This window comes from Streptomyces sp. NBC_00005, assembly GCF_045160215.1.
Taxonomy (GTDB): domain Bacteria; phylum Actinomycetota; class Actinomycetes; order Streptomycetales; family Streptomycetaceae; genus Streptomyces.
Genome location: NZ_CP108316.1, coordinates 7,898,709 through 7,911,522, shown reverse-complemented (window position 1 = coordinate 7,911,522; position 12,814 = coordinate 7,898,709). Strand labels below are relative to the sequence as shown.

The window sequence follows — 12,814 nt, the reverse complement described above, 5'->3', positions numbered from 1 at the left end:
CCGCGGCAGCGGGCGTGCACCGGGGGCTGGCGCCCCCAGCCCGGGGCTACGCCCCGTACACCGCCCCCGGCGCCTCCCCCTCCGCCACCAGCTTCAGCACCGCCTCCCCCGCCTCCCCCGGACTCCACCGCGCCCCCTTGTCGGCACTCGGCCCCGGCCGCCACCCCTCCATGACCGTGATCCGCCCGCCCTCCGCATCGAAAACCCGCCCGCTCACCCCCGCACTCGCGGCGGAGCCGAGCCACACCACGAGAGGTGAGACGTTTTCGGGAGCCATCGCGTCGAAGCCCGCCGCCGGCGCCGTCATCGTCTCGGCGAAGGCACGTTCCGTCATCCGCGTCCGGGCCGCGGGCGCGACGGCGTTGACCTGGACGCCGTAGCGGGCGAACTCCGCCGCGGCGACCAGCGTCAGGCCGACGATGCCGGCCTTCGCGGCGCTGTAGTTCCCCTGCCCGACCGACCCCAACAGCCCTGCTCCGCTACTGGTGTTGACGATCCGCGCCACCGGCGTGCGTCCCGCCTTCGCCTCCGCCCGCCAGTGCGCGGCGGCGTGCTTCAGGGGCAGGAAGTGGCCCTTGAGGTGGACGCGCAGGACGGCGTCCCAGTCGTCCTCGTCGAGGTTGACGAGCATCCGGTCGCGCAGGAAGCCGGCGTTGTTGACGAGGGTGTCGAGTCGGCCGTACGTGTGGAGGGCGGTCGCGACCAGGGACGATGCCCCCTCGACGGTGGCGATGTCGCCGCCGTGGGCGACCGCCTCGCCACCCGCCGCGCGGATCTCGTCCACGACCCGCCCCGCCGGGCTGTCGGGACCCGGTGCCCCGTCGAGCCCCACGCCCAGGTCGTTGACCACCAGCCGCGCCCCCTCCGCCGCGAACGCGAGCGCGTGCGCCCGCCCGAGCCCACGGCCCGCACCGGTGACGACCACGACCCGCCCATCGCAGATTCCGCTCATCTCACGCCTCCTTGCTGGCAGTTGTCACGCCTCCTTGCCGGCCGTTCTCACCTCTCCTCGCCGCCAGGTCTCACGTCTCCTTGTTGGCGGTCGCCGCGTCCAGGAACGCCGGCCGCTCCCCTCCCCCGTGCACCAGCAGGCTCGCCCCGCTGATGTAGGCGGCCGCGTCGGAGGCGAGGAAGACGGCGGCCGCGCCGACGTCGGCGGGCGTCGCCAGCCGGCCCAGCGGCACCGTGCCGGCGACCGCCTCGATGCCGTCCTCGCCGCCGTAGTGGAGGTGGGCCAGCTCGGTGCGGACCATGCCGACGACGAGGGTGTTGACGCGGACCTGCGGCGCCCACTCCACGGCCATCGAGCGGGCGAGGTGGTCCAGGCCCGCCTTGGCCGCCCCGTACGCCGCCGAACCGGGCGAGGGGCGGCTGCCGCTGACGCTGCCGATCATCACGACGGAGCCCTTGGCCCGCCGGAGGTGCTCGTACGCGGCGAGGGAGGCCGTCAGCGGGGCGACGAGGTTCAGTTCGAGGACCCGTGCGTGGCGCTCCGCATCGGCGTCGGCGAGGAGGCGGTAGGGGCCGCCGCCCGCGTTGTTGACGAGGACGTCGAGCCGGGGCAGCGCGGCGAAGAAGTCGCGTACGGCGGGCGGGTCGCGCAGGTCGACGGACGCGAACTCGACGCCTTCGACCGGCACTTCGGGCGCTCTGCGCGCACAGGCGACGACCTGCGCACCGGCCTCGACGAAGGCCTTCGCGATCCCGGCCCCGACGCCTCGGGTGCCGCCGGTGACGACGACGGTCCTGCCGCTCAGCTGCGGCCGGCGCAAGTCACTCAAGGTTCGCCTCGCGAGGTCCGCTCCGGCCGCCCCAGCCGGCCTGCCTTTCTGCTGGGGGTCCGGGCGTTGCCACAGGAGCAATGCAGTTATCCACAGGCCTCCCGCTCCGATCCGACGGCTGCTAGCTTCGAAGCCTCACACCTAACAAATGTTTGGTGGAAAGGCGTTGGTTGGAAAGGTAGCTGATGCGCCCATGGGTGTCTCCACCTCGTCCCCGGAAAACGGGCCCGAAAAAAATGGCATCGCCGTCGTCACGGTCGACTTCCCGCCGGTGAACGCACTGCCGGTGGACGGCTGGTTCGCCCTGGCCGACGCCGTGCGCACGGCGGGCCGCGACCCGCGGGTGCGGTGCGTGGTGCTGGCCGCCGAGGGCCGGGGGTTCAACGCGGGCGTGGACATCAAGGAGATACAGGCGCAGGGCTCCGGCGCCCTGGTCGGCGCCAACCGCGGCTGCTTCGAGGCGTTCGCGGCGGTGTACGAGTGTGCGGTGCCCGTGGTGGCGGCGGTGCAGGGCTTCTGCCTGGGCGGCGGCATCGGCCTGGTGGGGAACGCGGATGTGATCGTGGCGAGCGAGGACGCCACCTTCGGGCTGCCCGAGCTGGACCGGGGCGCCCTGGGCGCGGCCACGCATCTGGCCCGCCTGGTTCCGCAGCACCTGATGCGCGCGCTGTACTACACCTCGCGCACCGCCAGCGCGGCCGAGCTGCACGCGCACGGCTCGGTGTGGCGCGTGGTGCCGCGTGAGGAACTGGGGGCCGCAGCGCTGGAGTTGGCGCGCGAGATAGCCGCCAAGGACGGGGAGCTGCTGCGCCTGGCCAAGGCCGCCATCAACGGCATCGACCCGGTCGACGTGCGCCGCAGCTACCGCTTCGAGCAGGGCTTCACGTACGAGGCGAACGCGGTCGGGGTGGCCGACCGGGTCCGGGACACGTTCGGCAAGGAGAAGGACAAGGAGAAGGAGGGTGCGTAGGCGTGAGTGACAAGACGATGACCGCCGAGCAGGTCGTCTCCCGTCTGGAGAGCGGCATGACCCTCGGCATCGGCGGCTGGGGTTCGCGGCGCAAGCCGATGGCCCTGGTGAGGGCACTGCTGCGGTCCGACGTCAGCGACCTCACGGTCGTCTCGTACGGCGGCCCGGACGTCGGCATGCTGGCGGCGGCCGGCCGGTTGCGGAAGCTGGTGACGGCCTTCGTCACGCTCGACTCGATCCCGCTCGAACCGCACTACCGCGCGGCACGCGAGCGTGGCGCCGTCGAACTCATGGAGATCGACGAGGCGATGTTCATGTGGGGGCTGCGCGCGGCCGCGAACCGGCTGCCGTTCCTGCCGGTGCGGGCCGGGATCGGTTCGGACGTGATGCGGGTCAACCCGGGCCTCAAGACGGTCACTTCGCCGTACGAGGACGGGGAGACGTTCGTGGCCGTGCCCGCGCTGCGGCTGGACGCGGCCCTGGTCCACGTCCATCGCGCCGACCGGCTGGGCAACGGGCAGTATCTGGGCCCGGACCCGTACTTCGACGACCTGTTCTGCGAGGCGGCGGACGCGGCGTACGTCTCGTGCGAACGGATCGTCGACACCGCCGAGTTGACGAAGGAGGCCGCACCGCAGACCTTGCTCGTCAAGCGGCACACGGTGACCGGCGTCGTCGAGGCGCCGAACGGCGCGCACTTCACCTCGTGCGCGCCCGACCACGGCCGGGACGAGGCCTTCCAGAAGCAGTACGCGTCCATGCCCTGGCCCCAGTTCGCGGCCCGCTTCCTCGACGGGGACGAGCAGGCCTACCAGTCGGCGGTGCAGACCTGGCACAAGGAGCAGGCATGAGCTCAGCCACGCGTCCCCCTCTTCTTCCGCCCACCCGCACCGAGTACTGCGTGATCGCCTGCGCCGAGGCCTGGCGTGACGCGGGCGAGATCCTGGCGAGCCCGATGGGGGTGATCCCGTCGATCGGCGCACGGCTGGCCAAGCGCACCTTCGCGCCGGACCTGCTGCTGACCGACGGTGAGGCGCTGCTGGTGGGCGTGGACGGCACCGTGGAGGGCTGGCTGCCCTACCGGCAGCACCTGGCCCTGGTCACGAGTGGCCGTCGGCACGTGATGATGGGCGCGAGCCAGATCGACCGGTTCGGCAACCAGAACATCTCGTGCATCGGTGACTGGGAGAAGCCGACACGACAGCTGCTCGGCGTGCGGGGCGCTCCGGTGAACACCCTCAACAATCCCACCAGTTACTGGGTGCCGAAGCACTCCCGGCGGGTCTTCGTCGAGAAGGTCGACATGGTCTGCGGAGTCGGGTACGACCATGCGGCCGCGCATCCGGACACGGCCCGCTTCCACCGCATCCCACGCGTCGTCTCCGACCTGGGTGTCTTCGACTTCGCCACCCCCGACCGGTCGATGCGGCCAGCCTCGCTGCACCCCGGTGTCACGCCGGAGCAGGTCAGGGAGGCGACCGGTTTCGAACTGCCCGTGCCCGACGACGTGGCGCCGACCCGTGAACCCACCGCCGAGGAGCTGCGCCTCATCCGCGAGGTCATCGACCCCGCGAACGCCCGCGCGCGTGAGGTCCCGGAGAGGACGGCGGCCTGATGGACACCGCGCTCACCCGGCTGGTCGGGGTCCGGCACCCGATCGTGCAGACGGGCATGGGCTGGGTGGCGGGTCCACGCCTGGTCTCCGCGTCGGCGAACGCGGGCGCGCTGGGCATCCTGGCCTCGGCGACCATGACCGTAGACCGGCTGCGCGAGTCGGTACGGGAGGTCAAGTCCCGTACGGGGGCGCCCTTCGGGGTCAATCTGCGGGCCGACGCGTCGGATGCCGGCGACCGGGTGCGGATCCTGATCGAGGAGGGCGTCCGGGTCGCGTCCTTCGCCCTCGCACCCTCCGCCGAGCTGATCGCTGAGCTCAAGGAGGCGGGCGTGGTCGTCATCCCCTCCATCGGCGCCCGGCGGCACGCGGAGAAGGTCGCGGCGTGGGGCGCGGACGCCGTGATCGTGCAGGGCGGTGAGGGCGGCGGTCACACCGGCGAGGTGGCGACGACCGTACTGCTGCCGCAGGTGGTGGACGCGGTGCGGATACCGGTCGTGGCGGCGGGCGGCTTCTTCGACGGACGGGGCCTGGTCGCGGCGCTGGCGTACGGGGCGGCGGGCATCGCGATGGGCACGCGGTTCCTGCTCACCTCCGACTCGACGGTTCCGGACGCGGTGAAGGCGAGATACCTGGCGGCGACGGTCGGGGACGTCACCGTCACCAGGGCGGTCGACGGACTGCCGCACCGCATGCTGCGTACGGACCTGGTGTCCTCCCTGGAGAACTCCGGCCGCGCGAAGGCCCTGTTGCAGGCCGTCCGCCGGGCGGCGGGGTTCCGGAAGCTGTCCGGGCTGACCTGGCGGCAGCTGGTGCGCGACGGGCTCGCCATGAAGCACGGCAAGGAGCTCTCCTGGAGTCAGGTCCTGCTCGCGGCGAACACCCCGATGCTGCTGAAGTCGGCGATGGTGGACGGCCGTACGGACCTCGGGGTGATGGCGTCCGGACAGGTCGCCGGGGTGATCGAGGACCTGCCGTCGTGTGCCGAGCTGGTGGCGGGGGTGATAGCTCAGGCCGAGGAAATCGTCGGCGCGTTGCGGGCGGGCGGTGCTTCAATGCGCGCATGACGGAGACGATCAAAGAGCCCTGGGGGCTCAGTGTTTTTGGCGCGGGCAGCGTGCGGGTCGAGCCGCAGCTGGTCCGGGTGAAGCTGACGGTGGATGTGCTGGAACCCCTGCCGGACAAGGCGTTTCAGGAGGCGGGCGCGGCCGTGACGCGGCTGCGGGAGGTGCTGCGCGGGCACGGGATACCGGACGCCGCGGTGTCCGGGTCCCGGCTCAAGCTCCAGTCGGAGTACGACGGTTACGGCGGCGACCGCAAGTTCCTCGGTTACCGCTGCCAGGCCTCGTACGCCATCGAGACCCCGGCGCTCGACGACCTCCAGCAGCTGATCGTGGACGCGGTCGACGCCGGCGCGCACCGGATCGACAGCGTCGAGTTCGACGTGCACGACAAGCCCGCGCTGCGGGACGAGGCCCGCCGGAAGGCGGTGGCCGCCGCCCGCCGCAAGGCCGAGGTGTACACGGAGGCGGCGGGCGTGCCGCTCGGTCCGGTGGTGCACGTCCAGGACGTGGACTCGGAGTCGTACGAGTTCCGCCAGTACCGGGGCCACGGCGACGGGGGCGGCAACTCGGCGGGCGATCTCGCGCCGGGCATGGTCGAGGTGTCCGCGGGCGTGGTGCTGGGCTACTCGCTCGGGCGGTGACACCCGGCGGCGGCCGACGCGTCGGTGTCAGTTCCGCTCAATGATCGTCACGTCGGCCTGACCACCGCCGCCGTCACAGCCGCTCAATGATCGTCACGTCGGCCTGACCACCGCCCCCGCACATGGGCACCACCCCCGACGGCCCCCTCGCACTGCTCGGCCCCCAGGGGGCCTCCCAGGCTTCGGGAGCCTGCGCCGGACTCCGTCCGCCGAAGTGGGTGGTCACGCCGCCGCCGTCACAGCCGCTCAATGATCGTCACGTTGGCCTGGCCACCGCCCTCGCACATGGTTTGCAGTCCGAACCGGCCGCCGGTGCGCTCCAGTTCGTGCAGCAGGGTCGTCATGAGCTTGACGCCGGTCGCGCCGAGCGGGTGGCCGAGGGCGATCGCGCCGCCGTTGACGTTGACCTTCTCCGGGTCGGCGCCGGTTTCCTTCAGCCAGGCCAGGACGACCGGCGCGAAGGCCTCGTTGATCTCGACGAGGTCGATGTCGTCGATCGACAGGCCGGTCTTCTTCAGGGCGTGGGCGGTGGCCGGTATGGGGGCGGACAGCATGCGGATCGGGTCCTCGCCGCGCACGGAGAGGTGGTGCACGCGCGCGCGGGGCGTCAGCCCGTGCTCGCGCACCGCCCGCTCCGAGGCGAGCAGCATGGCCGCCGCGCCGTCGGAGACCTGCGAGGAGCAGGCGGCGGTGACGGTGCCGCCGTCGAGGACCGGCTTGAGCCCGGCCATCTTCTCCAGGGAGGTGTCCCGGCGCGGGCCCTCGTCGACGGCGACCGAGCCGTAAGCCACCGTCTCGCGGTCGAAGCGGCCCTCGTCGATGGCCCGCACCGCACGCTGGTGGGACCTGAGCGCGAACTCCTCCTGGTCCAGCCGGCTGATCCCCCACTTCGCGGCGATCATCTCGGCCCCGGCGAACTGGTTCACCGGCCGGTCCCCGTACCGCGCGCGCCAGCCCTCGCTGCCCGCGAACGGACCCTGCGTGAAGCCCAACGACTCGGCGGCCTGGCGGGTCGCGAAGGCGATCGGTATCTGCGACATGTTCTGCACGCCGCCCGCGACCACCAGGTCCTGGGTGCCGGACAGCACGCCCTGCGCCGCGAAGTGCACGGCCTGCTGCGAGGAGCCGCACTGCCGGTCGATCGTCACGCCCGGCACCTCCTCGGGCAGTCCGGCCGCCAGCCAGCAGGTCCGCGCGATGTCCCCGGCCTGCGGCCCCACCGTGTCCAGGCAGCCGAAGACGACGTCCTCGACGGCGGCCGGGTCCATTCCCGCGCGAGTGACCAGTTCCTTCAGCACGTGCGCGCCCAGGTCCGCCGGGTGGACCCCGCTCAGCCCTCCCCGGCGCCGCCCGACGGGCGTACGGACCGCTTCGACGATGTAGGCCTCGGCCATGGCAACTCCCCAGACTCCCTGGATTCCCCAGTGGGTTATGTGCGTACGGCGATCCCGTCCAGCACCATCGAGAGGTACTGCCGGGCGATCTCCTCCGGGCTGTGCTGTCCGCCGGGCCGGTACCAGGACGCGGCCACCCACACGGTGTCGCGCACGAACCGGTAGGTGAGACGGACGTCGAGGTCGGCCCGGAAGACCCGGGCGGCGACCCCGCGTTCCAGCGTGGACAGCCACGCTTTCTCGAACTTGCGCTGCGACTCGGCGAGGAACGCGAACCGCTCCTGCGCGACCAGCTGCTTGCTCTCCTTCTGGTAGATCGCGACGGCGGCGCGGTGCCGGTCGATCTCCCGGAACGACTCCGTGACCAGGGCCTCCAGCGTCTCCCGCGGTCCCAGCTCGGAGTCCAGGACGGTGTCGTAGCCGCCCCAGAGCTCGTCGAGGAAGGTGCGCAGGATCTCCTCCAGCATCGATTCCTTGGAGTCGAAGTGGTAGTAGAGGCTGCCCGCGAGCATGCCCGCGTGGTCCGCGATCTTGCGCACGGTGGTGGCGTTGTAGCCCTGCTCGGCGAAGACCTCGGCTGCGGTGTCGAGGAGTTCGCGGCGGCGGGCCGGCGCGGCGGTCACCTGGGGCTTCTTCTTGGTCGGCACGGGTCCATTCTCGTCCTATGCATGTGTCGTCCTACGCATGCCGGCTGCTGACGGAGACGACCTCGCCGGTCATGTACGAGGAGTAGCCGGACGCCAGGAACACGATCACGTTGGCCACCTCCCAGGGCTCCGCGTACCGCCCGAAGGCCTCGCGTGCGGTCAGCTCCTCCAGCAGCTCGGGCGTCGTCACCTTCACCAGGTGCGGATGCATGGCGAGGCTCGGCGAGACGGCGTTGACCCGCACCCCGTAGGCGGTCGCCTCCATCGCCGCGCACCGGGTCAGCGCCATCACCCCGGCCTTCGCGGCGGCGTAGTGCGCCTGTCCGGCCTGGGCGCGCCAGCCGACTACGGAGGCGTTGTTGACGATCACACCGCCCCGCCCGTCCGTACGGAACGAGCGCAGGGCCGCGCGGGTGCACCGGAAGGTCCCGCTCAAGGTCACGTCCAGCACCTTCGACCACTGTTCGTCGCTCATGTCGACGAGGTCCGAAGTGCCGCCCAGCCCGGCGTTGTTGACCACGACGTCCAGCCGCCCGTGCTCCCGCACGGCGGCGTCGAACAGCGCCTGCACCTGGCCGTCGTCGGTGACGTCGCACGGCAGGGCGGTCACCGATGACGCCCCGAACTCGCCGGCGAGCTCGGCCTCGTACTCCTTGAGCCGCCGCACGTGCGCGTCGCTGATCAGCACGCGCGCGCCCTCCTCCAGGAAGCGCCGTGCGGTCGCGCCGCCGATGCCCGCGCCCGCCGCCGCGGTGATGACGGCGGTGCGCCCCTTCAGCAGCCCGTGCCCCGGTTCGTACACAGGACTCTCGACGACTGTCATAGGCCCACGCTAACCTACCAAACAATTGTTAGGGAAGGATGGCCGTCGATGGATCTCGCCTTCACGCAGGAAGAGGAGGCCTTCCGCGCCGAGGCCCGGGCCTGGCTCGCGGCCCATGTGCCGCGCGCTCCCCTGCCGTCCCTGGAGACGGCGGAGGGCTTCGCGGCCCACCGCGCGTGGGAGGCCGAGCTGGCCGCGGACCGCTGGTCGGTCGTCAACTGGCCGAGGGTGTACGGCGGCAGGGACTCGGGTCTGATCCGGTGGCTGGTCTTCGAGGAGGAGTACTGGGCGGCGGGCGCCCCGGGCCGGGTCGGGCAGAACGGGATCAGCCTGCTCGCGCCGACCCTCTTCGACCACGGCAGCGAGGAGCAGAGGGCGCGCGTGCTGCCCTCCATGGCCACCGGCGAGGTGGTCTGGGCGCAGGCGTGGTCGGAGCCGGAGGCGGGCTCGGACCTGGCGTCCCTGCGGTCGAAGGCGGTGCGTACGGACGGCGGCTGGCTGCTGAGCGGGCAGAAGACGTGGTCGTCGCGGGCGGCCTTCGCGGACCGCGCCTTCGGCCTCTTCCGCAGCGACCCCGAGGCGCCGAAGCCCCACCAGGGACTGACGTACCTGATGTTCGACCTGCGCGCGCCCGGCGTCACGGTCCGCCCGATCGGCCGGCTCGACGGCAAACCGGCGTTCGCCGAGCTGTTCCTGGACGAGGTGTTCGTGCCGGACGGGGACGTGATCGGCGAGCCCGGCGAGGGCTGGCGGATCGCGATGTCGACGGCGGGCAACGAACGGGGCCTGATGCTCCGCTCCCCCGGCCGCTTCCTTGCAGCGGCGGAGCGGCTTCGCGCTCTGTGGCAGGAACAGGGAAGCCCGCGGTCCGCCCGCGACGCGGTGGCCGACGCATTGACAGGCGCCAGGGCCTACCAGCTCTTCACCTACGCGGCCGCCTCCCGCTTCCTGGAGGGCGACTCGATCGGCCCGGAGTCCAGCCTGAACAAGGTCTTCTGGTCCGAGTACGACATCGCGCTCCACGAGACGGCCCTCGATCTGCTGGGCGAACAGGGCGAGTTGGCGGACTCCGAGTGGGCCGAGGGCTATGTCTTCTCCCTCGCAGGCCCGATCTACGCGGGCACGAACGAGATCCAGCGCGACATCATCGCCGAGCGCCTGCTCGGCCTGCCGAAGGGACGCCGCTGATGCGCTTCCTCCTCGACGCGGAGCAACTGGCCTTCTCCGCCTCGCTGGACGCCATGCTGACGGCCGCCGACACGCCTTCGGTGATACGGGACTGGAGCCGCGGCGAGCACACGAGCGGCCGCGCGCTGTGGTCCCGCATCTGCGAAGCGGGTGTCTTCGCGCTGGCGGTCCCCGAGGAGTACGGCGGACTGGGCGCCCGACCGGTCGAACTCGCCGTCGCCTTCGTCGAGTTGGGTCGGCACGCGGTGCCCGGCCCCCTGGTGGAGACGGTCGCGGCGGCGGCGCTGCTCGCCGGACTGGACGACACGGGCCCGGCCAAACGCCTCCTGCCCGCACTGGCCTCCGGCGAGTCGGCGGCATCGCTGACACCGGGACCCTACGCCCTGGACGCGGACATGGCCGACGTACGCCTGACGGTGTCGGACCCACCCGGCGCACCCCATGGCGCGGAACTGCGCCTCGCTCCCCCGCCCGGCCGCCCGCGTCCCTCCCTCGATCCCGCCCGGCGGCTCTTCACCCTTGCGGCCGGTGGGGAACTCCTGGCCGCCGGGCCGCAGGTCGCCGAAGCTGCTGCTCACGGGCTGACCTGGGGCCGTCTCGCCACCGCCGCCCAGGCCCTCGGTGTCGGGCTGGCGCTCCTGGACAGGACCGTTGCCTACGTCAAGCAGCGCAGCCAGTTCGGCGTCCCCATAGGTTCGTTCCAGGCCGTCAAGCATCAACTGGCCGACGCGAAGATCGCGTTGGAGTTCGCGCGCCCGGTGCTGCTCGGGGCCGCGCTGACCCTCGCTCCCGCCGATGTCGCCGCCGCCAAGGTCACCGCGTGCGAGGCGGCGTACGCCACCGCCCGTACGGCCCTCCAGCTGCACGGCGCGATCGGCTACACGGCGGAGTACGACCTGTCGCTGTGGCTGACCAGGGCCCGTGCCCTGCGCACCGCGTGGGGCGGGCCGCGGGAGTGCCGGGCCGTGGTCGTCAGTGGTGGTGATCGCCGCTGGTGAGTTCCCGGTACTCCTCCGCCGTCGGCTTCGGGATCTGCGACTCGGACCCGAACATGGCCCGAGCGAGGCGGGCCCGTACCCGCTGGCCTGCCTTGACCGGGCGGCGCACGCCGTTCGCGTCGACGAGCGGGCCGATCTCGTAGGGCGGGTTCTGCTCGTGCTGGGTGAGGGTGAACAGCTCGTCCTGCGCGAGGGGTTCGTGGACCTCGACGAACTCGCCGTGCGGCAGCCGTTTGATGGTGCCGCTCTCCCTGCCGTGCAGCACCTTGTCCCGGTCCCGGCGCTGCAGGCCCATACAGACCCGCTTGGTGACGAGGTACGCCAGCACCGGCGCCGCGAAGACGGAGATCCGGACGAACCAGGTGATCGCGTTGATGGACAGATGCAGATGCGTGGCCACGATGTCGTTGCCGCCGCCGATCAGGAGCACCGCGTACAGGCTCAGCCAGGCCGCACCCAGGCCGGTGCGGACGGGTACGTTGCGCGGCCGGTCCAGGATGTGGTGCTCGCGCTTGTCCCCGGTGACCCACGCCTCGATGAAGGGATACACGCCGAGGGCGAGCAGGATCAGCGGGAAGAGCGAGAAGGGGATGAAGACGCCGGGTTCAAGGGTGTGACCCCAGAAGTTGATCTCCCATCCCGGCATCACCCGGATCAGGCCCTCGGAGAAGCCGAGATACCAGTCGGGTTGGGCGCCCGTGGTCACCAGGTCGGGGCGGTAGGGCCCGAAGGCCCACACGGGGTTGATGCTGGCGATGCCGCCCATGATCGCCAGCACGCCGAACACGAGGAAGAAGAAGCCGCCCGCCTTGGCCATGTAGACCGGCAGGAAGGGCATGCCGACCACGGTCTTCTGGTCCCGTCCGGGCCCCGGGTACTGGGTGTGCTTGTGGTAGAAGACCAGGATCAGATGGGCGACGACCAGGCCCAGCATGATCCCCGGCAGCAGCAGGACGTGGATCGGGAAGAGCCGCGGGATGATGTCGTGCCCGGGGAACTCCCCGCCGAAGAGGAAGAAGGACAGATACGTCCCGACGATCGGGACCGACAGGATCGCGCCGTCGGCGAAGCGGATGCCGGTGCCGGACAGCAGGTCGTCGGGGAGCGAGTAGCCGGTCAGGCCGGTGATGATGCCGAGCATCAGCAGGGTCCAGCCGAACACCCAGTTGAACTCGCGCGGCTTGCGGAACGCGCCGGTGAAGAACACCCGCATCATGTGCACGAGCATGCCGGTGACGAAGACCAGCGCGGCCCAGTGGTGGATCTGCCGGATCAGCAGCCCGCCGCGCACGTCGAAGCTGATGTCGAGTGTGGACTCGTAGGCCCGGGTCATCGGGACGCCGTTGAGCGGGACGTACGAGCCGTGGTAGATCACCTCGACGCCGCTCGGCTCGAAGAACAGGGTGAGATAGATGCCGGTGAGGATCAGGATGAGGAAGCTGTAGAGGCAGATCTCCCCCAGCATGAAGGACCAGTGGTCCGGGAAGACCTTGCGCATGTTGGCCTTGGCCAGCCCGTACAGCCCCAGCCGCCCGTCGGCCCAGCCCGCGAGCTTCTCGCCCTTGCCCGGCGGCTCCCTGCGGGTGGGACCCGTCGCCTCGTTCCCCGATCGTGCGCCGTCCATGAGTTCGTCGCCTCCCCGTCGGATCATCCTCAGAGTGACACGACGGCCCGCCCAAGCCAACGGTGAGAACAG

13 protein-coding genes are annotated in these 12,814 nt (G+C 71.5%); 7 read left to right on the top strand and 6 right to left on the bottom strand.

Annotated elements, in window-relative coordinates:
* Positions 1-46 precede the first annotated feature (46 nt).
* The gene (locus OG303_RS36245; protein WP_405873810.1) at positions 47-952 is read right to left on the bottom strand and encodes an SDR family oxidoreductase; all 906 of its coding nucleotides are present in this window, start codon (positions 950-952) and stop codon (positions 47-49) included.
* A 70-nt stretch (positions 953-1,022) separates the two neighbouring features.
* Complete coding sequence (locus OG303_RS36240; RefSeq protein ID WP_405873809.1) at positions 1,023-1,772, bottom strand: SDR family oxidoreductase; 750 nt, start codon at positions 1,770-1,772, stop codon at positions 1,023-1,025.
* A 202-nt stretch (positions 1,773-1,974) separates the two neighbouring features.
* Between OG303_RS36240 and OG303_RS36235 the strand changes: the two genes are divergently transcribed.
* Genes OG303_RS36235 through OG303_RS36215 form a run of 5 tightly spaced genes read left to right on the top strand, consistent with a single transcriptional unit; the run spans position 1,975 to position 6,068 of the window.
* A complete protein-coding gene (locus OG303_RS36235; RefSeq protein WP_405873808.1) occupies positions 1,975-2,751 on the top strand; it encodes an enoyl-CoA hydratase family protein in 777 nt (258 codons plus the stop codon).
* Between the two features lie 2 nt (positions 2,752-2,753).
* Positions 2,754-3,602 carry a CoA transferase subunit A gene (locus OG303_RS36230; protein ID WP_405873806.1) on the top strand — a complete coding sequence of 283 codons (849 nt, stop codon included), beginning with the start codon at positions 2,754-2,756 and terminating at the stop codon, positions 3,600-3,602.
* A complete protein-coding gene (locus OG303_RS36225) occupies positions 3,599-4,366 on the top strand; it encodes a CoA-transferase subunit beta (RefSeq protein WP_405873805.1) in 768 nt (255 codons plus the stop codon). Before OG303_RS36230 ends, OG303_RS36225 begins: the two co-directional genes overlap by 4 nt.
* The gene (locus tag OG303_RS36220) at positions 4,366-5,430 is read left to right on the top strand and encodes an NAD(P)H-dependent flavin oxidoreductase (RefSeq protein WP_405873803.1); all 1,065 of its coding nucleotides are present in this window, start codon (positions 4,366-4,368) and stop codon (positions 5,428-5,430) included. The genes OG303_RS36225 and OG303_RS36220 overlap by 1 nt, the downstream gene beginning before the upstream one ends.
* On the top strand, positions 5,427-6,068 hold the full coding sequence (locus OG303_RS36215) for an SIMPL domain-containing protein (protein WP_405873801.1): 642 nt from the start codon (positions 5,427-5,429) through the stop codon (positions 6,066-6,068). Before OG303_RS36220 ends, OG303_RS36215 begins: the two co-directional genes overlap by 4 nt.
* Before the next feature lie 236 nt (positions 6,069-6,304).
* Here the strand turns inward: OG303_RS36215 and OG303_RS36210 are convergent, their stop codons facing one another.
* From OG303_RS36210 to OG303_RS36200, 3 genes are read right to left on the bottom strand one after another with little or no spacing between them, the layout of a single operon-like run.
* Positions 6,305-7,462, bottom strand: a complete 1,158-nt coding sequence (locus OG303_RS36210) for an acetyl-CoA C-acetyltransferase (RefSeq protein WP_405873800.1) — start codon at positions 7,460-7,462, stop codon at positions 6,305-6,307.
* 35 nt (positions 7,463-7,497) lie between these two features.
* Positions 7,498-8,109 (bottom strand): TetR/AcrR family transcriptional regulator, encoded by a 612-nt coding sequence (locus OG303_RS36205; protein ID WP_405873798.1) that lies wholly within the window; start codon positions 8,107-8,109, stop codon positions 7,498-7,500.
* A gap of 31 nt (positions 8,110-8,140) precedes the next feature.
* Entirely contained in the window at positions 8,141-8,932 is a 792-nt protein-coding gene (locus tag OG303_RS36200; protein ID WP_405873797.1) for an SDR family oxidoreductase, read from the bottom strand.
* A gap of 48 nt (positions 8,933-8,980) precedes the next feature.
* On the opposite strand from OG303_RS36200, the gene OG303_RS36195 reads away from it, so the two are divergent.
* Complete coding sequence (locus OG303_RS36195; protein ID WP_405873795.1) at positions 8,981-10,120, top strand: acyl-CoA dehydrogenase family protein; 1,140 nt, start codon at positions 8,981-8,983, stop codon at positions 10,118-10,120.
* Positions 10,120-11,118, top strand: coding sequence for an acyl-CoA dehydrogenase family protein (locus tag OG303_RS36190; protein WP_405873794.1), 999 nt, complete (start codon positions 10,120-10,122; stop codon positions 11,116-11,118). The genes OG303_RS36195 and OG303_RS36190 overlap by 1 nt, the downstream gene beginning before the upstream one ends.
* Here OG303_RS36190 and OG303_RS36185 read toward each other — a convergent pair.
* Positions 11,093-12,742 (bottom strand): cytochrome bc complex cytochrome b subunit, encoded by a 1,650-nt coding sequence (locus OG303_RS36185; protein ID WP_405873793.1) that lies wholly within the window; start codon positions 12,740-12,742, stop codon positions 11,093-11,095. The two genes, OG303_RS36190 and OG303_RS36185, sit on opposite strands and share 26 nt — an antisense overlap.
* Positions 12,743-12,814 lie beyond the last annotated feature (72 nt).

Excerpts from the sequence above, each read along its gene's own strand:
- OG303_RS36220 (WP_405873803.1), top strand. The coding sequence starts at position 4,366 with ATGGACACCGCGCTCACCCGGCTGGTCGGGGTCCGGCACCCGATCGTG.
- OG303_RS36245 (WP_405873810.1), bottom strand. The coding sequence starts at position 952 with ATGAGCGGAATCTGCGATGGGCGGGTCGTGGTCGTCACCGGTGCGGGC.
- OG303_RS36225 (WP_405873805.1), top strand. The coding sequence starts at position 3,599 with ATGAGCTCAGCCACGCGTCCCCCTCTTCTTCCGCCCACCCGCACCGAG.
- OG303_RS36200 (WP_405873797.1), bottom strand. The coding sequence starts at position 8,932 with ATGACAGTCGTCGAGAGTCCTGTGTACGAACCGGGGCACGGGCTGCTG.
- OG303_RS36195 (WP_405873795.1), top strand. The coding sequence starts at position 8,981 with ATGGATCTCGCCTTCACGCAGGAAGAGGAGGCCTTCCGCGCCGAGGCC.
- OG303_RS36210 (WP_405873800.1), bottom strand. The coding sequence starts at position 7,462 with ATGGCCGAGGCCTACATCGTCGAAGCGGTCCGTACGCCCGTCGGGCGG.
- OG303_RS36235 (WP_405873808.1), top strand. The coding sequence starts at position 1,975 with ATGGGTGTCTCCACCTCGTCCCCGGAAAACGGGCCCGAAAAAAATGGC.
- OG303_RS36215 (WP_405873801.1), top strand. The coding sequence starts at position 5,427 with ATGACGGAGACGATCAAAGAGCCCTGGGGGCTCAGTGTTTTTGGCGCG.
- OG303_RS36190 (WP_405873794.1), top strand. The coding sequence starts at position 10,120 with ATGCGCTTCCTCCTCGACGCGGAGCAACTGGCCTTCTCCGCCTCGCTG.
- OG303_RS36185 (WP_405873793.1), bottom strand. The coding sequence starts at position 12,742 with ATGGACGGCGCACGATCGGGGAACGAGGCGACGGGTCCCACCCGCAGG.